The following is a 23,506-nucleotide window of genomic DNA, read 5'->3' on the forward strand; positions in this document are numbered from 1 at the left end:
TTACATTTTGAGATCCTTGGGATTAGAGTTGAGGTAGTCAAATTCATCTTTAGAAATCGATTCGAAAGTCAATCGATCTCCAGGAGACAATAAACTAGGTGAAGTGGAATTCTCTTTATCAAATAGCTTTAAAGGAGTTTTGCCGATGATCTGCCAGCCTCCAGGAGAGGCAGAAGGATAGATTCCGGTTTGATTTCCAGCAATGCCTACCGACCCCATTTCAATTCTTGATCTTGGGTGTTGTTTTCTTCGACAATATAGAGACGAATCCAGACCTCCTAAGTAAGGAAAACCAGGCAAAAATCCTATAAAATAAACACGGTACTCAGGCTTGGTATGTCGGTTAATAATTTCATCAAAATCTAATCCAGTTGCATCAGATAATTGTTCAGCATCTAAAGCGAATTCTTCATCGTAACATACCGGAATTTTTATTAGCTTAGTTTGCGGTTTAAAAGCTTCATCAATAGCATGACAATCCTCTAAAAGCTGTTCTTTCACATCATAGAAATTATTTATAGTTGATTTATAAGTAATTAGTAATGAGTTGTATGTATTGATTACTTCAAGTATTAGATCACTATATTTCTGTTGTACTTGCGTCTTTAAACTTAGCAATATATTTAAAGTTTGAGGATCGATATTAGACTCCAACTGAATCAAAATAGACCGTTCGTTCATCTGAAAAACATGAGGTTGAATTGACATTGTTTTATTTGATTTTGATCCCATGTTGGTCAAGATGATTTTTTAAAGACATTAAAATTTGAACTGAATTTTGTGTATCACTGTGCACGCAAATGGTATCGAATTTCTGAGGAATACTTTCTCCTGAAATCGTGCTTACCTTTAGATCCTCAACCATTTTTAAAACTCGATTTGAAATCTGGATGGGATCACTCAAAACAGAGTCTTTTTCACCCCTAGACACTAAGCTTAAATCTGAATTGTAGCCTCGATCTGCAAAACCTTCTGTCCATAACCTAATTGAAATGGGTATTTCAGAGCTAAACTCAAGCTTAGGTGGAACAAAGAGAATAATATCTTGATTTCGTTCTGTAATGACTTCCAACACTAGATCAGCTATTGCTTTATCCTTTCGCATATCGTTATACAAAGCCCCGTGAGGTTTAATATGATGTAAGTCGACTTCAAATTCTTGACAAGCCATTTCTACCAGATCAATTTGTTGATGAAGTGAAGTTTTTAAGTCTTCTCTCGGGAGTGATACCGAAGTTCTTCCAAAATTAGTTGGATCTGGATAAGAAGGATGTGCTCCAATATGCACGTTATGCTTTTTAGCTAAGCTCACAGCTTTATGTACTGAGGCCTTATCACCATAGTGACCACCACAGGCAATATTACAAGAAGAAATTAGAGGCATCAGGTCTTTATCAAACTCCCCTCCTTCCCCTAGATCACAATTGATATCGATGTGCTTCAATTTTTTTTATTTGAAATGTATAAAAGATTAGACGAGTTCAAAACTATTTTAAGTATTTTTCAGCATAAAATCAATCCAATGAAAACTCTATTTGCTAGTCTTATTCTATTCATATTCACAATAAACCAAGTTCAAGCTCAGCACAAAACCCAATCCGTAACTTCAAAGGTGGTTTCTGCTGTAGTTTACAACTCAGGAGCTCAGGTCACTTCACAAAAAAAAATTCAGCTTAGTAAAGGGACTCTTACGTTGATCTTTGAAGATTTGACGCCAAATATTGATGAATCAAGCATTATAGTGAATGGTCTCGAAGGCATCAGTCTTAGTTCTATAACTTATGAAACCGACTATTTAAATGAAATGAAAACCTCCAAAGCTCTGGAAGAACTAAAGTCAAGTCTAAAGGAAATAGAAAAAGAAAAGGCCTTTGCGGGGAACAAAAAACTGTCCTTAGAAAAATCGATTCTTCTGTTGGAAAAAAATCAAGAGTTGAAAAGCAAGGAGAGTGAACTTAATGTGGCGAAAATCAAAGCATATAAAGAGTATTATGCCAGTGAGATAGAATCGCTAAATAACTCTATCTATAGTCTTGGTATAGCCATAGAAGAATTGGAAAAATCCCGAAAAAAATTGGTTCAGGAAATCAATAAACTGGAAAGTGAAAACCGCGTCAATAGAGGGAAAATCAGCTTAGAATTAGAGGTCACTAAATCAGTTTCCACCAATTTAAGCCTCAGTTATTTTATCTATGATGCTGGTTGGTACGCTTCTTATGATCTCAAATCGAAGGGAATAGATCAGGACATGTCCTTAAGCTATAAAGCTAAAGTGTATCAAACCAGCGGCCAAGATTGGGAAAATATTACTCTTAAACTTTCCACAGCAAATCCTGTATCCAACAAGACCAAACCCGAATTAGAACCTTATTATTTGGATTTTGACAGAACTCTTAAACCCATTTCAAAATTAAGATCATCAAATTTTAAATATAATCCTAATGTAAGAGAGGTAAGAGGGAAAATATTAGATAATGAGGGATTACCATTACCTGGTGTAAATGTAAGTATTGGAAATAGTGGTACTCAAACGGATTTTGATGGAAATTATGCTCTAAAAGTTAATGGTGGTAGAAATATTAGATTTAGCTACATCGGTTTTAAAAGTCAATCATTACCTATATACAGCAGTAATATCAATTTGACCTTAGAACCGGATAATGCTAGCTTAGATGAAGTTGTTGTTGTAGCTTATAGCTCTTCAAAAGGCTCCAATGCTGTAAATGAAATAGCAGAGGAAGAAGTGACTGAAATCGTAGAACAGCAAAACTCAGTTGAATTTATCTTACCGAAATCTATCAGCCTGAGCTCTTCGCGTGACCCAAAACAGTTTCAACTCGATCAACATGAGTTAAAGACTTCGTACCAGTATTACGTAGCCCCTGAAATATCAGAGTCAGTGTTTTTGATGGCAGAATTGGAAGACTGGCAAGATTTAGAACTTATTTCAGGAGAAGCTAATCTATACTTTGAAGACAGCTATCTTGGTAATACGTTTGTAAATACAGCTCAATTGGAAGACAATCTTGTTTTCTCTTTAGGAATTGATGATAAGATACTTTTAGACAGAACACTGCCTAAGAAGAAGACTTCTAAAAATTTTTTTGGAAGTACGACTATTGTGGATAAGGCCTATGAATTGGAGTTAAAAAACAATAAGCGATTAGCCACTTCTATACTGGTTCAGGAACGTTTGCCCATTTCCAGAAATGAAGCGATAAAGATCGAAAACAAAACTTATCAGGGAGCAACTCTCGATGAGGACAAGGGCTATTTGAATTGGGAGTTTAATCTCGAACCAGGAGCAACTAAAACTTTAAAGTATAGCTACACAGTAAAGTATCCAAAGAATAGAAGGCTTTACTTAAGACCTTAAATCAGCCCAACCAGCCATCGCGATCCAGGCTTCTGTATTGGATAGCTTCAGAAATATGGCTCCCTTGAATATCTGGGCTAGACTCCAAATCGGCTATGGTTCTGGATACTTTCAATATCCTATCGTAGGCTCTTGCCGATAGGTTAAGCCTTTCCATGGCGGTCTTTAGCAGTGTTTTTGAAGATTCCTCTAGCTTACAGAAGGCTTTGATGTGCTTCACGTTCATTTGAGCATTATAATGCACATTTTCAAAGTCTTTGAAGCGCTCAGTTTGAAACTCCCTGGCTTTAGTCACGCGTTCTCTTATTTGTACACTGCTCTCCCCTTTTCGTTCATCACTCAGTTTATCAAAAGGCACAGGGGTTATCGATACAATTCTACTGAAGTATTAAAACTAACCTAATAATCAATTAAAGCTCGTATTAAGATTAGAAACTTAAAATCTTGTTAAGTAGCCAAACAATAGTTAATTACGGTTTTCCCGTACATGGATTATTTATTGTAATAATTTTATCTCTTATTCCCTTTGCAGTATTTTTTTAACTTAAAAAGATTTTGAAACAATTTAAGCTCTTTTTCTTTATTCCAATTTGGTTATTATATGAAGTATTTCATAATTTATCTAGTATTTCATTTCCCTGGCTAACTCTAGGTAATTTATTTTCAACTAATGTTAATTTAGTTCAATGGTATAACTACACTGGAGTTTTAGGTGGAAGTTTGTGGTTTCTTACAATATGCTATTTTTTATATTGTGTCATAAATCATAAAAAACGTAGATACTACCTCATTTCGGTTTTATTACTTTTCTTGCTACCAAGTATTTTTTCTATAAACTATTTTATTGTAAAAAAATCAGAAAATGATAGAACTTTAAGGGATAAAACTTTTATAACCTTCAATAACGAAAAAGTTTCTGATTCATTATACGGAAAAGATTTGGCCTTTTATATACTTAAAAAAACAAGAAACTTGAAAGCCAAAAATAAGGTTTTAATTATTCCAGAGACAACATTTAAAGGACTAAATATTGATAAATTTCAACATCATTTAATATATAAATTTTTAGAAAAAATAATTACGGAAAACGGTTTTGAAGAAGTTTACTTTGGTACTTCACTGTATAAATCTAAACAATACATTGCCAATGGTAGTGTATTTATAACAAAAAAAAAATTACACTAAAACGAAAGAAAAATTAATTATATTCAATGAATATGTACCTAAAATATTTTCTACAACACTATTTAAGAAAAAATTTAATCCTTACGCTAATGATACATCCGATAATATTACAAATGATCTAGGTGTTTTACCGCTTATCTGTTATGAAGCATTTTACTGCTACTTTATACTGCAAAAAAATGAAAATGCAAAAATCATGTATTTATTATCAAGCGAAAAATTTTTTAATAATACTATTTGGGGTGCTAGACAATATAATAATATTCTCAAATTACGTTGTATTGAAAATAAAATGCCAATGATTAAAAGCTCTAATTATGGGAGTTCAATCATGATAGATTCTAAAGGTAATATTTTGATTGAACTGAACGATGAATTAAATATTTTTAAAAACAGCTAATCATCCACTTATGAGGCAAATAATTATAGTATTTTTTTTCATGAATTACTTGCTTATACATAGCCAGCCGAATGAGTTTGAAATTGGGATTTACAACGTTAGTTTGGGTGGAATTGGAAGTGGGATTGGGGCTGTTATAAATAAGAAACCTAATGAAAAATTTTTAAAAGTATTTACTAATGGATTCTTGAAAGGATCAGTTGGTGGAGCTCTAATTTTTGGGAGCAAAAAAATGGTTAGCCAAATTTATATTGAAGAGAAATTAGAGTATAATTGGCCTGCAAAAGTATTGAACTCGTTGGGTACATCTATAATTGAAAATGCCTCCAGCAATAGAGGGTTTTTAGAACAAATTCATATAAATATAGGGTTTAATCGAATTGAGTTTTACCCGAATGAAGATTTTAGGGTTAAATATAAATTAATGCCAGCTGCTTTTGTCACAACATTTGTTAGCGCAATAGATAGTAAACCCGAATGGAATCTAATGTTACGTTCTGGTGAAGTAATATTTTCTACAAATGAAAGTAATTTGAATAATTTAAATGCCCAAGCGTTATTAACAAGTTTTAAAGTAAGAGAATCTGAAATTAAAAATTACTCAGTCTTGGCTCATGAAATTATACACCTTTATCAATATAACGACTATAATTTTGTAAATCCTTATTTTAACAATTACACTGATAAATTAAGTATGGCTAACAATTTTATTAAATCATACATATATTGGGATTTTAATTCAATTGTAATAGGTGGTCTTTATCAATTAGAAAACATTAATAGATCTAATTATTACGATAATTTTTATGAATATGAGGCAGCATTTTTCTCAGACACTTTATATCAAATTGACTAATCATATCTATTATACAATAAAAGAATCCAAAAGGTTTAACGCCTAGGTATGAAGATTTCCTTCGTATCTACGTATCAATTATAATTTAAGAATATTATTTACTTATGTTGTTTTTAGTAAATTCTACTGCATTAACTTACCCCAACCAGCCATCGCGATCCAGGCTTCTGTATTGGATAGCTTCAGAAATATGGCTTCCTTGAATATCTGGGCTAGACTCTAAATCGGCAATGGTTCTGGAAACTTTCAAAATCCTATCGTAGGCTCTTGCCGATAGGTTAAGCCTTTCCATGGCGGTCTTTAGCAGTGTTTTTGAAGATTCCTCTAGCTTACAGAAGGCTTTGATATGCTTCACGTTCATTTGAGCATTATAATGCACATTTTCAAAGTCTTTGAAGCGCTCAGTTTGAAACTCCCTGGCTTTAGTCACGCGTTCTCTTATTTGTACACTACTCTCCCCTTTTCGTTCATCACTCAGTTTATCAAAAGGCACGGGAGTCACTTCAATATGAATATCAATTCTATCGAGCAAAGGTCCACTTATTTTACCCAAATAGCGTTGCATCTCTGCTGGAGAAGAGGTCACGGGTGCATCAGGATCGTTAAAGTACCCACCAGGACTTGGATTCATACTGGCTACTAGCATAAAACTTGAGGGATAAGTAACCGTAAATTTAGCTCTGGAGATGGTTACTTCTCTATCCTCTAAAGGCTGACGCATGACTTCCAACACTGTCCGTTTAAATTCAGGCAATTCATCTAAAAATAGAATACCATTATGAGCTAAAGAAATCTCTCCAGGTTGCGGATAGGCTCCACCACCTACAAGGGCTACATCTGAGATCGTGTGATGCGGGCTTCTAAATGGGCGTTCAGCCATCAATCCTACATTTTCTTTGACTCTACCCACAACAGAATGAATTTTGGTGGTTTCCAAAGCCTCGTGCAGGCTCATAGGCGGTAAAATACTTGGCAAGCGTTTGGCCAACATGGTTTTACCAGAGCCAGGAGGACCAACCATGATAATATTATGACCCCCAGCTGCAGCAATCTCCATACAGCGTTTGATGGATTCCTGACCTTTAACATCGGCAAAATCATACTCAGGATGCGCCAGGTTATCATAAAAGATTTCTCTGGTGTTGATCTTCAAAGGCTCTAAAGCTTCGCCTTTATCAAAGAAATTAATGACCTCACTGATGGATTCTACACCGTAGACCTCTAAATCATCAACGATAGCTGCTTCTTTAGCATTTTGCTTAGGAAGAATAAAGCCTTTAAAACCTTCTTCTCTAGCCTTAATCGCGATAGGCAAGGCTCCTTTGATGGGTTGCAAACTCCCATCCAGCGAAAGTTCTCCCATAATGATGTAGCGATCAATGTCTTCAGAGTTGATTTGATTTGAGGCTGAAAGAATACCTAAAGCTAATGTAAGATCATAAGCTGAACCTTCTTTTCGCATATCTGCAGGTGCCATATTCACGATGATTTTTTTGCCCGGAAACTTAAAGCCATTGTTTTTTAGTGCGGCTTGAATTCTAAAACTACTCTCACGAATGGCATTATCTGGTAGTCCTACCAAATGGTAGCCAATGCCCTTTTCCATATTGATCTCGATTGTGATAATCTCAGCATCGACTCCAAAAACAGAACTTCCAAAGACTTTAACAAGCATAATAATCTGATTAGTGGTTAGTTAACCTAAAAATATACTTTTTTCCTTAAAATCAGAAAAAACCAGATTGAAAACATGGCTAATTAAAACGCAAAAAAAAATCCGAAATAAATATTTCGGATTTTTAATCAGTAGTCTTGCTTACAGTTTCTAGGACTTATAATGTTTTAATAATTCATTTGTAGAGGAATCATGTTGATTTTCAATTTTAGAAAACTGAATATCTTTCAATGTGTTTTTAGCCAATTGTTTTCCTAGTTCAACGCCCCATTGATCGTAGCTGAAAATATTCCAAACCACGCCTTGAACGAAGATCTTATGCTCATACATAGCCACAAGTTTTCCAAGAGATTTCGGATTGAGCTGATCAATTAAAATTGAAGTGGTGGGTTTATTACCTTCAAAGACTTTAAAAGGAAGTAATTTTTGGATCTCTTCCGTGCTTAGGCCCTGCTCCTCTAATTCCTTATGAACTTCATCCTTCGTTTTACCTTGCATTAAAGCTTCAGTCTGAGCAAAGTAATTGGCCATCAAAATATCATGGTGATTTTTATTTCCATATAAAGGCGCTTTAAATCCAATAAAATCACAAGGTATTAACTTAGTTCCTTGATGAATCATTTGAAAAAAAGCATGCTGAGAATTGGTACCTGGTTCCCCCCAAACAATTGTGCCCGTTTGGTAGTTTACTTTATCGCCTGCTCTGTCTACACTTTTACCATTACTTTCCATAGAAGCCTGTTGGAGATAAGAGGCTAATTTTTGAAGATACTGGGTGTAAGGAATAATAGCTTCACTTTCTGCTCCTAAAAAGTTGTTGTACCATATACCTATAAGCGCAAGAACTACAGGTATATTTTGGTCGAAAGTTGCATTTTTAAAATGCACATCCATTTCTTCGGCTCCATCTAACAGTGCTTGAAAATGTTCTGAACCAAGACTAACAGCAATAGAAAGCCCAGCTGCACTCCATAGTGAAAATCGACCTCCGACCCAATCGTACATGGGGAAGATATTTTCTTTCACAATTCCAAAATCTTCTACTGCTGAAATGTTAGTGGATACCGCAACAAAATTATGCTTAACATCGTCTGGATTAGCTGTTTTCAGGAACCAGTCTCTTATTGTATTGGCATTAGTCAGCGTCTCCTGAGTGCTAAAGGATTTAGAAACAATAACGAATAAAGTCGTCTCTGGATTTAGGTGTTTAATCGTTTCCATCACATGATCGCCATCAACATTGGAAACGAAATGGGGTGTGATGTCAGTCTTATAATAAGCCAAGGCGTCTACAATCATCTGTGGACCAAGATCTGATCCGCCAATTCCTATATTCACCACATCTGTGAATGTTTTACCTGTATAGGATTTACGATTTCCTGAATTAACCTGATTAGCAAAATTTTTAATTTTTGCTAATACAGACTGAACGTCCTCATAAACATCAACCCCGTCAACCTGAGCTGAATTGTTTTTAGCCGATCTTAAACCTGTGTGTAACACAGCACGACCTTCAGTTTGATTGATTTTATCGCCATTGAAGTATTTTTGAATCGCTGATTTCAAATCTGACTCTTCGGCCAGCTTCATTAGCTGATTAAACACTTCTTTATCTACAAGATTTTTAGAAAAATCTACCAAAAACTCATTATCATGAATCGAAAATTCTTCAAATCGGTTGGTGTTAGATTCAAATAATGATTTTAAATCAAAATTAGCTTGAGATAATTTTTCTAAAGTCTTCCAGGATTTGAAGTTGACAGGTGACGTAGTATTTAAGGGCATTTAATTAACTTTTAAAACGTTGTGTTTATAATGTTTAATCAGACCATCAATAGGTCTTCTTATAATGTTACCAATGTCCAGATGATAACGTTTGGCTACATCTCTGATGATATCTTCAGAAAAGAAGGCAATAGAACCTATAAAATGAATAGGCACGCCCTGAGCTTGCTTAAAGCACATCACACGGCGTTCGATAAATTTTTCAATACCTTCGTAAATCAATTTATAGAAATAACCATTACGTTCCTGGGCTGTAAAAATAAATTCAGCAAACGATGCTAAATAAGTATTTGGATTATCTTCTTTGTAGACATTCTTTTTGATAGTATCAGCATTTAAATCATAGCGTTTAGCAAATTCCTTGCTCATATCATCACTCATAAAATTATAGTAGTAATCTCTAATCAAACGTTTTCCAAAATAATTACCACTCGCTTCATCCATCAGCACATAACCCAAAGATTCAACCTGCATATGCACGTTTTTACCGTCAAAATAACATGAATTGGATCCTGTCCCTAAAATACAAACAATACCAGGTTCTGTAGTGGCGGCCAAAGCAGCAGCAACCATATCTTCGTCAACATTTACTTCGGCATCAGGAAAATAATCTTCCAGAATTTTTTTAAGATTCTTAACTGGCGTTGGAGTTCCACATCCTGCCCCATAAAAGTCGACCCTACTTACTTTAAAAGTAATTGTTTTTAAGTCTTCATTTTCTTCCAGGCGGGCTTTTAAATTTTCTGGCTTAAAAACTGCTGGATTTAAACCTTTGGTTCTAGTCTTTAAAGCAACCTCCCCTTTATCATCTAATAAGATCCAGTCGCATTTCGTAGAACCACCATCTGCTATAAGTATCATAGGCTTTGTTTAATATTAAAAAAGGCTTATTCCATTGAAGAAATAAGCCTTTTTGATAAGTTGTTACTTATAATTTAGCAATATGTAATGCTAAATCAACAAGTTTAGCAGAGTAGCCATATTCATTATCATACCAAGCGACAAGCTTAAAGAAGTTATCGTTTAATGCGATACCAGCATTGGCATCAAAATTAGAAGTTGCTGTTTCAGAAACAAAATCCTGAGATACAACCTCATCTTCATAATAGCCTAAAACGCCTTTCATAGGACCGTCTGCTGCAGCTTTCATAGCAGCTTTTACTTCATCATAAGTGGCAGACTTTTCGGTTCTCACCGTTAAGTCCACTACAGAAACATCGGCAGTTGGTACTCTAAAAGCCATTCCGGTTAATTTACCATCCACTTCTTTTAAGACTTTTCCTACAGCAACTGCTGCACCTGTACTCGTTGGAATAATATTATTGATAGCACTTCTTCCTAATCTGTAGTTTTTAGATGAAGGTGAATCTACTGTAAATTGAGTTGAAGTAGCAGCATGTATTGTAGTCATTAAGCCTTCTACAATTCCAAAACTATCGTTGATCACCTTAGTCATTGGAGCTAGACAGTTGGTAGTACAAGAAGCATTAGACACCACCGTATCTTCAGCCGTTGCATCATTTTCATTTACACCCATCACAAACATAGGAGCAGTTTTCGACGGCGCTGAAATTACTACTTTCTTTGCACCAGCCTCTATATGTGCAGAAGCATTATCTTTATCTTTGAAAATTCCTGTACAGTCTAGAATAATTTCTGCTCCTACAGCATCCCATTTCAATTGTTTTGGATCTTTTTCTGCTGTAATTCTGATGGTTTTGCCATCGACAACCAGATGTCCATCTTTTACTTCAACATTTTTCTTAAATCTGCCGTGAACAGAATCATATTTCAACATGTAGGCTAAATGCTCAACGTCTAATAGATCATTAATACCTACGACTTCTACATCTTTATTATCCATTGCTATTCTAAAAGCAATTCTTCCGATACGGCCGAAACCGTTAATACCTATTTTAGTCATAATTATTGAATTTTAATTTATTAAGTGGATACTATATCCGCAACTCGAATAAGATCCGTATCAATTATTTTCTTCACGTTAATAGCAGTTTCAAATGGAACATGAACAATTTTCTTATGTGAAATACCTACCATAATGTTAGATTTCCCTTCAATTAGCGCATCTACAGCACCAACCCCAAGACGACTGGCTAAAACACGATCGAAACAACTTGGTGAACCACCCCGCTGGATATGTCCCAAAACAGTCACTTTCACTTCGTAATCTGGAAGTTGGGTTTGAATGGAATCTGCAACATTGGTGATATTTTTACCAATCTGATCTCCTTCAGAAACAACTACAATACTAGAGGTCTTACCTGTTTTCCTGCTTTTTTCTAAAGATTCAATCAATCGTTCTATGCCTAAGTTTTCCTCAGGAATAAGAATTTCTTCTGCACCTGCTCCTATACCACTATTCAAGGCGATATCACCAGCATCTCGTCCCATAACCTCAACTAAAAACAGTCTATCGTGGGAACTAGCCGTATCTCTAATTTTATCGATGGCTTCAACGACAGTATTTAAAGCTGTATCGTAGCCAATTGTATAATCTGTCCCGTTGATATCATTGTCTATAGTTCCGGGAATCCCAATGACTGGAATATCAAATTCTGAACTAAAAACAGACGCCCCTGTAAAGGTACCATCTCCACCAATAACTACTAAGGCATCAATTCGTCTGGCTTGCAGATTGTTGAAAGCCTTTTGACGACCTTCCTTAGTCATAAAATCTTTAGAGCGAGCAGATTTTAAAAATGTACCTCCCCGGTTAATTGTGTTTTTAACATCACGTGGACCAAGTTCTATAAAGTCATTTTCTATTAGGCCTTGGTAGCCTCTATAAATACCATCGCAAACAAGGCCAGAATATGCAGCGTTTCTAACGACCGCTCGAATGGCAGCATTCATTCCCGGAGAATCTCCACCAGAGGTAAGTACTGCTATTTTTTGTAAGTTTTTCATTAAAATCAAATATATTTTAAATATAACATTCTCACCAATTAAGTTTTCGACTAAAACGATATAGGTAACTAAAGCTTATCAAAATTTTATAAAAGATAGTCAAAAACTACTTGATTATCAAAATTTTGTATTCCCAGGGCTCGAAATTGTGAATCTGATCAGCTTTAAATTCGATAGTATCTTCAGCTAGAACATCTTCAAACTGCCCAGTAAGTGGAAGACTAAATGATTGAGGGCTTGAGGAAAAATTAGCGATATAAAAAAGTTGACTATCACCCTTATTTCTTTCAAAAGCAATGATATTTTCATCATTGCTGGTCTCTAATCGTTGATAAGACGCTGCCTTTTTAGCACCATTAAGTGCTTTATTATTGTTTTTCAAGGCTCCAAGTGTAGAGTGAAGCTTCCACATCTCTCCTTTTTCTTTTGGAATACTATCGTTCTCAAAAAACTTAAGACGTTTATCCATACCGTATTCTTGTCCGCTATAGATCAGAGGCATTCCCGGTAAAGCATAGGTAAAGGCCAGCATCGTTTCTGCGGCATCACCCATGCGCTCATTAACAGTACCGTTCCAGGAGTTTTCATCATGGTTGGTAATAAAATTCATCAGGTAGTCATCGTCCTGGTAGGTGGTGTCTATTTTAGCCATATAAGCATCCCAAGCCTTAACGTTTTTTTCGCCTTGAGCCATTTCATTCATGATATGATGTCCTTCCCAATTGTATCCCATATCGAAGGCCTCATAAAACAAATCTTTGTCCTCGCTCTCTGCCAGCATAAAGAGTGGTTTCTCTTTTTGTAATTCAGGAACCACGTAATTCCAGAATTCTGTAGTCACATTTCCAGCTACATCACAACGGAAGCCATCAATATTTTTTTCTTTCACCCAATAGAGCATCTCCTCTTTCATAGCCATCCAGAGTGAATCATTCTCATAATTTAAGTGGGCGACATCTGTCCAACCCCAGGATTCTCCTGTATCTGGATTGATAGGATCGGTGACGTTTCCCTCTTTATCTTTGTGGTAATATTCAGGGTGCTTTTCTATCCATTCATGATCCCACCCTGTATGATTGGCTACCCAGTCTAAAATGACATACATTCCATTTTCATGAGCTGTTTTTATTAACTTATCAAAGTCTTCCATGCTTCCAAACTCTGGATTAATAGCTGTGTAGTCTGAAATTGCATAGTAGCTGCCTAAATACTTTTCTTTTTCAGCTGGATCTTCAATATCTTCAATAGACAAATCTGGAGTGGCCTTTCTATTTTTCATCGAAATGGGGTAGACAGGCATTAGCCAAATGACCTTCACTCCCAATTCTTTCAATTGAGGAATGTCTTTTGTAAATGCTGAAAACGTTCCTTCTGGTGAATACTGACGAATATTTGCTTCATAAATGACAGAAGATTCCAATACAGTATTGGAAATAGGCTGATAAGAAGCCTGTGAAGTTTCGTCTTTATTCTTTTCAATTTTGTTCTGACATGCAGTTAATAGAAGAGCTACTCCAAACATGGCGCTTATATACTTATGTAAATTCATAACAGGTGTATTAAAATAGTTAAGAGCTTATTTAAGCTCGGTTAAATGACTATATAATGTAAATCCAGGTTTCAGATCTATTTGCTCTTTCCAGAGCAGGTCGGTTCCTTCTATGACTTCTGTAAATGATTTCCCTGAAAGTTCCAACTCATCAAACCTAGACAGGTCTATGGTTGTAGTCTTGGAATTAGTATTGAGAAAAGCAACCGTAGTCTCATCTTTATGAATTCTAAAAATCGCATAGATACCATCAAAAGGGGCAAAATGAATCATTTTACCATCTTGTAAAGCTGAAGAGGTTTTTCTAAAATTTAAAAGTGCTTTTAAGAACGATTGAAAATCAAGTTGCTCCGGAGTCAGGTTTTCTCCAGTAAAAGCATTGACTGTGTCTCCGTTCCAGCCCCCTGGAAAATCAGTTCTAATCAATCCATGGTCACCACGTTGATCTGAATTTTCCATCAGAATCTCAGTTCCATAATATACTTGAGGTGTTCTCGGTAAAGTCAAAATTAAACCCAGTGCCATTTTGGTTTTTTGTACATTCTCATTCAGCTGAGTAAATACGCGATCCATGTCATGATTATCCATAAAAATCATGATATCCTTAGGTTCTGGATAGTTAAAATCATTAGCCAGCCCTTCATAGATCTTAGTTAGTCCATTGCCCCAGCCTTCGTTTCCTTCGTTAAGTGCCTGAACAATTTTCATTTGCATGGGAAAATCCATAACAGATCTTAAGTTGGAGTCGTAACCGTCTTTATTATGTTGTCCCTCCTGCCAGTAACTTACCAGCACCTGATCTGTCGTCCACTCCTCCCCTACAATATTAAAGTTAGGATATTCCTTCATGATCGCCCCTGCCCAATCTGACATGAATGCTTTATCTGGATAAGGATAAGTGTCCTGACGAATACCATGCAACTGTAAAGTTTCTACCCACCAGATGCTATTTTGAATAATGTATTGAGCAAGAACTGGATTGTTTTGATTCAAATCGGGCATAGTTGATACAAACCAGCCCTGGTTGTTAAGTTTGGAATCATGTTTTGAGGCATACGGATCCTGATTTGTCGATCGTTTATGATTGGAGTTTGGTATGGATTTACCCTCTTCATATAGTTTTTGAAAATTGAGCCAGTCCTTAAATGGCAAATCTTGCATCCACCAATGCCCACTGCCACAATGGTTGGCCACCATGTCCATAATCAAACCAATCCCTTTTTCTGAAGCTTGTTTTGAGAGTTTTTTATAAAGTTCCAAATCCCCGAATCTGGGATCAACTTCATAAAAATCAGTAATGGCATAGCCGTGATATGAGGAGGATTTCATATCGTTGGTCAAAAGCGGACTAGACCAAATACTGGTAAATCCCATGTCGGCTACATAATCCAAGTGGTCTATGATTCCCTGGATATCGCCTCCGTGACGTGCATAATTATCGGTTCTGTCCACTTCTGTTTCTCTCATGCTTTCTACAACATCGTTCTCTGGATTACCATTAGCAAAACGATCTGGAGTAATGAGATAAACCGCATCGGTATGATTGAATCCAAAGTACTCCTCGGCAGGTTTCGGCCTGGATTTCAACTCATAGGTAAAGCTTTGGTTTTTAGCACCTTTTTTCTTGAATTTAATCTCAAAACGTCCTGGTTGAGCCTCATCAGCTATAATAAGGTCGATAAAGAGATAATTCGGACTATCAGCTTTATGAATTTTAGTAAGCTCAACGCCTTTATATGATAATTCCGGACGATAAGTAGAAATGTTATCAGCATGAACTAAAAGCTGTATGTCGTTCATTTGCATCCCCACCCACCAATTCGGGGGCTCTATGCGTAAATCTTGAGCTTTTAATTCAGTAATGCTTAAATTCAGAAGAAACAGAAAAGAGAAAACGAATTGAGATGCCGATAAAACATGTTTTGATTTCATACTCTTATTTTTCTTTAATACTGATAGCAAAGCCACCTCCTGGAGCTGACTTTAGTTTTAATGTGGATTTACTAGTTACGGTTTTAGTGCTAATCTTGTAAGCCTGTGGATTGGTTTTGTAATGAGCATCTTTAGCATCAGCATAAATCGTAGCTGCATAAGTTTTGCCTTTTTCTAAAAAATTCAGATCGATTTTCGTTTTTCTTGGGGTTGTTCCATTCACGTTACCTACATACCAGCTAGACGACTGCTTGTCTTTCCTGGCCACTGTAATATATTCACCCGGCTCTGCTTCTAAATAATGGCTTTCTTCCCAGTCTACAGCTACGTCTTTAATGAACTGGAATGCATCCATAAACCGCCTATAGTTTTCTGGCAGGTCAGCCGCCATTTGAAGAGGGCTGTACATGGTCACATACAACGCTAGCTGGTTAGCGATGGTAGAATTGACGTGGGAGTTATTATCAGGATTCAGTTTGCTAATATCCATTTCAAAAATTCCAGGAGTATAATCCATAGGTCCACCAATTAATCTGGTGAAAGGTAAAATAGTCACGTGATTTGGTTTTGAACCTCCAAAGGCCTGGAATTCGGTACCTCTTGCAGATTCATTTCCAATCAAATTGGGATAGGTTCTTCGCAGTCCTGTTGGTCTCACGGCTTCATGTGCATTGACCATGATTTTATAATCTGCTGCTTTTTTAACGGCGTACAAGTAGTGGTTGATGGCCCATTGACCGTAGTGCCGTTCTCCTCGTGGTATAATATCACCCACATAGCCACTTTTTACCGAGGTGTAACCAAATTTGTTCATGAACTGATAAGCTGTGTCTAAATGACGCTCATAATTTCTGATGGCTCCAGAGGTTTCATGATGCATCATCATTTCAATATCTTTTGATGCCGCATAGTCTTGAATTTCTTCAACGTCAAAATCGGGATAAGGCGTCACAAAATCAAACACATAATCTTTGGATTTTCCAAACCAATCTTCCCAGCCTTCATTCCAACCTTCTACCAGTAAAGCATCAAATCCATGCTCAGAAGCAAAGTCGATGTAATCTTTGACGTGTTCAGTATTCGCCGCATGTCTTCCGTTGGGTTTTGTTTTTGAATAATCGGTTTCACCCAGCTTGACGGAGGGCAATTCATCGGTGTAATTCCAGCTGCTCTTCCCAGTAATCATTTCCCACCAAACGCCCATATATTTGATTGGTTTGATCCAGGAAGTGTCCTCTAAGGCATTAGGTTCGTTTAAGTTGAGAGTCATATTAGAAGACAAAATATCTGTAGCATCATCGCTTACCATGATAGTTCTCCAGGGCGATACAGCTGGTGCTTGTAAATAACCTTTGTTACCAATAGCATCTGGAGTAAGCCAGGATGTAAACGTCAGGTTTGATTCATCGAGGTTTAAATTCATCAATGAATATTCTTTTAAAGCGGCTTCGTGTAAATTGATGTATAAACCGTCTTCGGTTTTCATCATTAAAGAAGTTTGCACTCCTGTTTTCGAAAATTGTTCCTGAGAGGCATTTCCCGTTAAGGCATCATCAAAGCGATCGCTAATTTCAGAAAGCTTTGAGGTGGTATAGTCGTATTCCTGAGAATCGTAATCTCCAGGAATCCAAAAGGCTGTATGATCTCCAGTCATCGCAAATTCAGTATGCTCTTCTTCAATGACGAAATACACCAGATTATCCTGCTGAGGAAATTCGTATCTAAAGCCTAAGCCTTCATCAAACAATCGAAATCGGATAATAATATGTCTGTCCATATTAGCTTGTGCTAAAGTGACAGCCATCTCCTTATAATGGTTTCGGATTTCCGACTGTTCTCCCCAAACTGGGGTCCAGGTGTTATCAAAAGTTGAATTTGTAACTTCTTTTATTTCAAACCCATCCATTAGTGACCTTTCATCATCCACCAATTCCAGGCCAAGCTTACTTTTAGCAATAACCTGATCTCCTTTATAATTTAAGGAATATACAGGGGTTCCTTCAGCATCAAGCTCAAAATTAAGTTTGAATTCAGAACTTGGCGAGGTTAATTTTTGGGCTTGAGTAGTCGATATGAGCATGGCCACGACTACAATAGAAAAAATATATCTCATTGTCTTTTATATTTTAGTTGACATCAACAGATTTTCCGTCGACAATAATCTGCAGTTCACCGCCATTTTCTAATGAAAATTTGGTTGACTCATGATCGATTTCAACTTTTAAAATTTGATTTCTGTAATTCACTTTAAATGAATAAGAAGTCCATTCTTTAGGAATTTTTGGAGCAAAGTGCAATTGATTATTTTTCACTCGCATGCCTCCAAATCCTTCTACGATGCTCATCCAGGTCCCTGCCATACTCGTGATGTGACAGCCTTCTTTCACTTCTTTATTATAATCATCAAGGTCTAGCCTTGAGGTTCTTAAATAAAACGCATAAGCCTGATCCATTCTATCGAGTAAAGCGGCCTGTATACTGTGAACACACGGCGACAATGAAGATTCATGAACCGTAAAGGGTTCGTAAAAATCAAAGTGCTTCTCTATCTGCTCTTTATTAAAGTGATGCTCAAAAAAGTAAAAGCCTTGTAAAGTATCTGCCTGTTTAATGTAAGGAGAACGCAAAATCCGGTCCCAAGACCAATGTTGATTAATAGGTCTGTTTTTTGGATCCAAATCGTCTACTTTCACCATTTCTTTATCCAAAAATCCATCTTGCTGTAAGTAAATGTTATGCTCTTCGGAATATGGCAAGTATATATGATCTGCAACATGTTTCATCGCATCAATTTCAGTATTGGTCAGTTTAGTCTTTTGAATGATACGCGCATAATCATCAGCAAATTCAGCTTCAACTTTCTTTAGATTTTCTACAGCATAATCTATACACCACTTGGCGATATAGTTAGTATACCAGTTGTTATTGACATTGTTTTCGTATTCATTTGGCCCGGTGACTCCAAGAATGACATACTTGTCTTTTTGGGAAGAGAACGTAGCGCGTTGCTGCCAAAATCTGGCAATAGCAATAAGCACCTCGAGACCCATCTCTGGAATGTAGGAGTAATCGCCCGTATATCGATGATAATTGAATATAGCATAAGCTATGGCGCCGTTTCTATGAATCTCTTCAAAGGTAATTTCCCATTCGTTATGAGATTCTTCGCCATTCATTGTCACCATTGGATACAAGGCTGCTCCACCAGTAAAGCCTAACTTCTCAGCATTTTCAATCGCTTTGTCTAAATGATTGTAACGGTACTTTAATAGATTCCTGGCGACCTTCTGGTCCTTGGTTGCCATATAAAAAGGAATACAATACGCCTCAGTGTCCCAATACGTACTGCCTCCATATTTCTCTCCGGTAAAGCCTTTAGGACCGATATTTAAGCGGTGATCTGTCCCAGTGTAGGTTTGGTTGAGTTGAAAAATATTAAAGCGTATGCCTTGCTGCGCTTTCACATCCCCTTCAATAGAAATATCACTCATCTTCCAGATCTTACTCCAGGCTTCTTTTTGAGTATATAGAAGGTTTTCAAATCCTGCTTTAATTGCTTTTTCTAAAATAGATTTAGCCGCATTAATCAATTCAGATTTATCATGATTCAGAGAGGTTGTATAGCCTGCATACTTCTGAAGACTTAAGGTGTTCCCTTTTGCAACATGTTCTTCATAAGAAATAGAAACTTCCATTTCTTTTTCTGAAGGTTTTCCAACAGTTTCAGATTTATGTCCATTGAGGTACAACTGTGACTTCATAAAAGTGCATACATGGTATTTGGTCTTCAACGTATGGCTTTCTATAAATCCTTGTTGGCTATTGACTTTCTTATTGGTAGTCTTCCAAAATTGATCATCCCAGTTGGTATCCTGATTGGTAATCCCAGAATCTAAATAGGGTATGAAGGTAATTTTAGCATCAGAATTAAATGGAGTTACTTTATAATCGATGACACCTAGCTCTTCGTGAGCTAAGCTTAAAAAACGTTTTACTTCAACTTTTAATTGGATGCCATTTTGAAGAGTGGCTTCAAAACTTCTACCCAACCATCCTTCTTTCATATTCAGCTCTCTTCTGAAGTTGTTTACGTTTTTACAACTAAACAGATCCAGCATTTCATCATTAACCATAACGTTGATACCGATCCAATTGGGAGCATTTAGAACCTTTGCAAAGTATTCTGGATATCCGTTTTTCCACCAGCCTACTCGGGTTTTGTCCGGATAAAAAATTCCGCCTATATAACTGCCTTGAAAAGAAGGTCCTGTATAGGTTTCTTCAAAATTTGCTCGCTGTCCCATTGCACCATTGCCTATACTGAAAAGACTTTCTGAAGATTGAACGCGGTCTACTTCAAAACCGTCTTCTATAATTGACCAAGGATGGGATGTGATATAATCTTGATTCATTGTAACTTTTTAAAATTATTTATTGAAATTCATCAACGCGTGTATGGTTTGCTCGTCTATTTCGGTGAAGTCATTAAAAATGAAATCAGACTCACTTAAAATATCTACACTTCCTATACCTACGCTCGTCATATGAGCTGCATTAGCAGCTTTAATTCCAGCCTGAGAGTCTTCAAAAACGATGGCCTGATTAGGATCAACTTTTAAAAACTGACACCCCATCAAAAAAACTTCTGGATCTGGTTTGGCTTTAGTTACTTCATTACCATCAACAATAGCTTCAAAATAAGCAGTTAAGCCTACCTTATCTAGAATAAGTCTGGCATTTTTACTTGCCGACCCAAGCGCTATAAGATGATTATTATGTTTTAGATACTTTAATGTTTCTAGAACGCCTGGGAGGATATCCTTAGCATTCATTTGATCGACATAAGACAAATACTCTTCGTTTTTTTCTGCCATAAGCTCATTGAACTTATCTTCAGTAATGGAGACATTTCCCCATTCCAATATTTTTTCAAGTGAACGCACTCGAGATACTCCCTTTAACTGCTCATTTTCTTTTTCAGTAAAAGAAATATCAAGCGATTCAGCCAGGTTTTTCCAGGCTAAAAAATGAAATTTTGCGGTGTCTACGATGACCCCATCGAGGTCAAATATAAATGCTTTAGTCATTGGTTTGGTTTAAATCAATTCTGGAATTAGTAGTTACATTTAGCGTAAAAATACCAGCTGCGATCATAGCTACACCTCCTATAATCAAGGCGTAAACTGGTTGGTTATCAAACAGGTTGGATACGATAAAACCTAAAATGGTTGAGGCTACAATTTGAGGAATCACAATAAAGAAATTGAAAACTCCCATGAAGTAGCCCATTTTGGATGAAGGCAGAGACCCAGATAACATCGCATAGGGAATAGACAATATCGATGCCCAGGCTATACCAACGCCTACCATACAAAGTATAAGGCCTAGTTTGGTGGAGACAAAATAAATAGATATCAAACCTATTCCGCCTAAGCTTAGGGCTAACATGTGGGTGAATTTATTGCTGGTTTTCTTAGCTAAAACGGGTAAAGCAAACGCCACGATGGCTGCAACCCCGTTATACACCGTAAACATGACCGTTACCCAATCTGCTGCATCGTTATAAAGCTTGGAGGTTGTATCTCTGGTATCGAATACATGACCTGTTACGGCCTGTGTGGTATAAATCCACATCGAAAACAATGCAAACCAGGAAAAAAACTGAACCCAGGCTAGCTGCTTCATGGTTTTAGGCATATTGAGCAAGTCTGAAACGATAATTGTAAAACCATTCCTGATGCGTTTTTTTCTTAATTCCGATACTATCAAGAATAGAATTCCTACAACGATAAGACCAATAAATAAAATGTAAAGTTCTTTGGTTAGCTCGTTTGTATAGATGAAATACGAGACGATTCCTCCACTGAGAATCATAATCCATCCCGAAATCTTTTGGGTCGAGATGTTTCGCTTGATTTCCTGATCAGTCTTGGGTTCAATCTTTGGTGTGTTTTTACTATTATCAAATGCCTCTAATTCTTCTGGTGTGTATTCTTTTGAAAATAGCACAGTCCACAACACCGCCAGAAAAAACACAATGCCACCCACATAAAACGACCATTTCACCGAGTCTGGTATAATGCCTTCAGGGGCGGTGTTCGAAATGCCTATCCAGTTGGTTAAAACATAAGGTAAAGCAGAGCCAACTACGGCGCCTATCCCTATAAAAAAACTTTGCATGGCAAATCCAAGAGTACGTTGTTCTTCGGCTAAATTGTCACCAACAAAAGCCCGAAAAGGCTCCATAGACACATTAATAGAGGCGTCCATGATCCATAACATCCCTGCAGCAACCCATAATTCAGGGGAGTTTGGCATAAAAAACAAGGCTGCTGAAGCCAAGATAGCTCCTACTAAAAAGTAAGGCTTCCTTCTGCCTAAACGCGTCCAGGTCTTATCACTAAAATACCCAACAATGGGTTGTACAACTAATCCTGTAACGGGGGCGGCTATCCAAAGTATAGGAATACTCTCGACATCAGCACCAAGAGTTTCAAAAATTCGTGATGTATTGGCATTTTGAAGGGCGAATCCAAATTGAATTCCAAGAAACCCAAAACTCATGTTCCAGATTTCCCAAAAACTAAGTTTTCGCTTTTGCATATCGTTTAATTTAGATTAAAACGATAAACTTTATGTCATACAAAGCCTATCTCATGGAAGTAAAAATATAGCTTTGTGAATTGCAAATATATTTAAATTTTTAAGTTCTACAATTTCGTGGTTTCCCGATCTATAATTTCTGTTTTAACTACCGTTGTTCTAAATGGTTCCTCTTCCTCGTTAGGATTTTCCAATCTGTCGATGAGAAGCTTTGCTGCTTCCTCTCCCATTTCGAAGCCGTGCTGACTTATGGTGGTTAATGGTGGATAAGCATGCTTAGATAAAACACCATCTGTGAACCCTATAATCTGTAAGTCCTTTGGAATATGCAGCCCTTTTTGTCTTGCCACTTTCATGGCTGTTATGGCATAAAGTTCATTTACGGCAAAAAGACCATCCACTTCATTCGTTTCGAAATAATCATGAATCTGTTCTTCCAGAAATTCCAGGTTGTCATTAGAATTAAACTTATCATCTATCTTCAATATCAGGTTCTCATCTATTGCGATTTTACTAGCTTTTAGAGCATTACTATAGCCTTCGGTTCTTAATCGGCCAACACTCACATAATCTTTTGTACTGATGATACCAATATGTTTACAACCACTGTCTATTAGCTTTTGAACAGCTTTTTCTGAAGTCTTAACGTCATCTACAATCACTTTATCACAATCAATCTCATCAATAACGCGATCAAACATAACAATTGGTATTCCTTGATCTATAGTTTCAGACAGGTGATAATAATCCTTCACCGATAGCGTTTCTTTCGCAACAGAGATAATAAATCCATCAATACTACCGTTGGCTAACATTTCCAGGTTGATCACCTCCTTTTTAAAAGATTCATTGGAAAGACCTACAATTACATTGTAGCCCTTTTCATTGGCAAACTGCTCTATTCCTGAAATGACGGTGGTAAAAAAATGATGAACGATTTCTGGGATGATGACTCCAAGCGTTTTAGTTTTCTTATTTTTAAGACTTAATGCAATATTATTGGGTCTATAATTGTAAAGTTTAGCAAAGGCCTTCACCTTTTGTTTGGTCTCTTCTCCTATTTCTTTGCTGTCCCTTAGTGCCTTAGAAACTGTTGAAACAGAAACATCTAATTCTTTGGCAATGACTTTTAAAGTAGGTTTTTGCTTCATTTTAAATTCTCATCAAGATTCAACTCTCAAAATAAGCAAATATTCAATAAAAGACCGTCGATTTTC

18 protein-coding genes and 1 pseudogene are annotated in these 23,506 nt (G+C 36.6%); 4 read left to right on the forward strand and 15 right to left on the reverse strand.

All coding sequences use genetic code 11. The annotated features are described in order from the left end of the window. Positions 1-708, reverse strand: a complete 708-nt coding sequence (gene pxpB / locus F598_RS0111435) for a 5-oxoprolinase subunit PxpB (protein WP_026302679.1) — start codon at positions 706-708, stop codon at positions 1-3. 4 nt (positions 709-712) lie between these two features. Beyond that, positions 713-1,444 carry a 5-oxoprolinase subunit PxpA gene (gene pxpA / locus F598_RS0111440; RefSeq protein WP_019039196.1) on the reverse strand — a complete coding sequence of 244 codons (732 nt, stop codon included), beginning with the start codon at positions 1,442-1,444 and terminating at the stop codon, positions 713-715. A 78-nt stretch (positions 1,445-1,522) separates the two neighbouring features. Between pxpA and F598_RS0111445 the strand changes: the two genes are divergently transcribed. Next, on the forward strand, positions 1,523-3,376 hold the full coding sequence (locus tag F598_RS0111445) for a mucoidy inhibitor MuiA family protein (protein WP_033408670.1): 1,854 nt from the start codon (positions 1,523-1,525) through the stop codon (positions 3,374-3,376). Position 3,377: 1 nt separating this feature from the next. Here the strand turns inward: F598_RS0111445 and F598_RS0111450 are convergent. Then, a pseudogene (locus F598_RS0111450) lies at positions 3,378-3,749 on the reverse strand (magnesium chelatase subunit ChlI family protein); the annotation flags it as partial. Between the two features lie 182 nt (positions 3,750-3,931). On the opposite strand from F598_RS0111450, the gene F598_RS0111455 reads away from it, so the two are divergent. The 3 genes from F598_RS0111455 to F598_RS0111465 all read left to right on the forward strand — a co-directional run bounded on the left by F598_RS0111455 (position 3,932) and on the right by F598_RS0111465 (position 5,817). After that, positions 3,932-4,561, forward strand: coding sequence for a hypothetical protein (locus tag F598_RS0111455; RefSeq protein ID WP_019039199.1), 630 nt, complete (start codon positions 3,932-3,934; stop codon positions 4,559-4,561). Positions 4,562-4,757: 196 nt separating this feature from the next. Continuing rightward, the gene (locus tag F598_RS15465; RefSeq protein WP_019039200.1) at positions 4,758-4,961 is read left to right on the forward strand and encodes a hypothetical protein; all 204 of its coding nucleotides are present in this window, start codon (positions 4,758-4,760) and stop codon (positions 4,959-4,961) included. A gap of 10 nt (positions 4,962-4,971) precedes the next feature. Beyond that, positions 4,972-5,817 carry a hypothetical protein gene (locus F598_RS0111465; protein ID WP_019039201.1) on the forward strand — a complete coding sequence of 282 codons (846 nt, stop codon included), beginning with the start codon at positions 4,972-4,974 and terminating at the stop codon, positions 5,815-5,817. A 136-nt stretch (positions 5,818-5,953) separates the two neighbouring features. Here F598_RS0111465 and F598_RS0111470 read toward each other — a convergent pair whose 3' ends face one another. The 12 genes from F598_RS0111470 to F598_RS0111525 form a co-directional block, all read right to left on the reverse strand. After that, positions 5,954-7,492 (reverse strand): YifB family Mg chelatase-like AAA ATPase, encoded by a 1,539-nt coding sequence (locus F598_RS0111470; protein WP_019039202.1) that lies wholly within the window; start codon positions 7,490-7,492, stop codon positions 5,954-5,956. Positions 7,493-7,642: 150 nt separating this feature from the next. Then, complete coding sequence (pgi, locus tag F598_RS0111475) at positions 7,643-9,277, reverse strand: glucose-6-phosphate isomerase (protein WP_019039203.1); 1,635 nt, start codon at positions 9,275-9,277, stop codon at positions 7,643-7,645. Further along, positions 9,278-10,138: a BadF/BadG/BcrA/BcrD ATPase family protein gene (locus F598_RS0111480; RefSeq protein WP_019039204.1), complete on the reverse strand. Its 861-nt coding sequence runs from the start codon at positions 10,136-10,138 to the stop codon at positions 9,278-9,280. A gap of 67 nt (positions 10,139-10,205) precedes the next feature. After that, positions 10,206-11,201, reverse strand: coding sequence for a type I glyceraldehyde-3-phosphate dehydrogenase (gene gap, locus F598_RS0111485; RefSeq protein WP_026302681.1), 996 nt, complete (start codon positions 11,199-11,201; stop codon positions 10,206-10,208). A 20-nt stretch (positions 11,202-11,221) separates the two neighbouring features. Next, positions 11,222-12,205, reverse strand: coding sequence for a 6-phosphofructokinase (pfkA, locus tag F598_RS0111490; RefSeq protein WP_019039206.1), 984 nt, complete (start codon positions 12,203-12,205; stop codon positions 11,222-11,224). A gap of 106 nt (positions 12,206-12,311) precedes the next feature. Then, complete coding sequence (locus F598_RS0111495) at positions 12,312-13,754, reverse strand: alpha-amylase family glycosyl hydrolase (RefSeq protein WP_026302682.1); 1,443 nt, start codon at positions 13,752-13,754, stop codon at positions 12,312-12,314. Positions 13,755-13,781: 27 nt separating this feature from the next. Continuing rightward, positions 13,782-15,686 (reverse strand): glycoside hydrolase family 13 protein, encoded by a 1,905-nt coding sequence (locus F598_RS0111500; protein WP_019039208.1) that lies wholly within the window; start codon positions 15,684-15,686, stop codon positions 13,782-13,784. Positions 15,687-15,690: 4 nt separating this feature from the next. Next, positions 15,691-17,799: a glycoside hydrolase family 97 protein gene (locus F598_RS0111505; RefSeq protein WP_026302683.1), complete on the reverse strand. Its 2,109-nt coding sequence runs from the start codon at positions 17,797-17,799 to the stop codon at positions 15,691-15,693. A gap of 13 nt (positions 17,800-17,812) precedes the next feature. Continuing rightward, positions 17,813-20,098, reverse strand: a complete 2,286-nt coding sequence (locus F598_RS0111510; protein WP_019039210.1) for a glycoside hydrolase family 65 protein — start codon at positions 20,096-20,098, stop codon at positions 17,813-17,815. Positions 20,099-20,113: 15 nt separating this feature from the next. Beyond that, positions 20,114-20,773, reverse strand: a complete 660-nt coding sequence (pgmB, locus tag F598_RS0111515; protein WP_019039211.1) for a beta-phosphoglucomutase — start codon at positions 20,771-20,773, stop codon at positions 20,114-20,116. Beyond that, positions 20,766-22,289 carry an MFS transporter gene (locus F598_RS0111520; protein ID WP_019039212.1) on the reverse strand — a complete coding sequence of 508 codons (1,524 nt, stop codon included), beginning with the start codon at positions 22,287-22,289 and terminating at the stop codon, positions 20,766-20,768. The genes pgmB and F598_RS0111520 overlap by 8 nt, the downstream gene beginning before the upstream one ends. A gap of 107 nt (positions 22,290-22,396) precedes the next feature. Beyond that, positions 22,397-23,440: a LacI family DNA-binding transcriptional regulator gene (locus tag F598_RS0111525; RefSeq protein WP_019039213.1), complete on the reverse strand. Its 1,044-nt coding sequence runs from the start codon at positions 23,438-23,440 to the stop codon at positions 22,397-22,399. Between the last annotated feature and the right edge of the window lie 66 nt (positions 23,441-23,506).

This window comes from Psychroflexus tropicus DSM 15496, from assembly GCF_000378765.1.
Lineage (GTDB): Bacteria > Bacteroidota > Bacteroidia > Flavobacteriales > Flavobacteriaceae > Psychroflexus > Psychroflexus tropicus.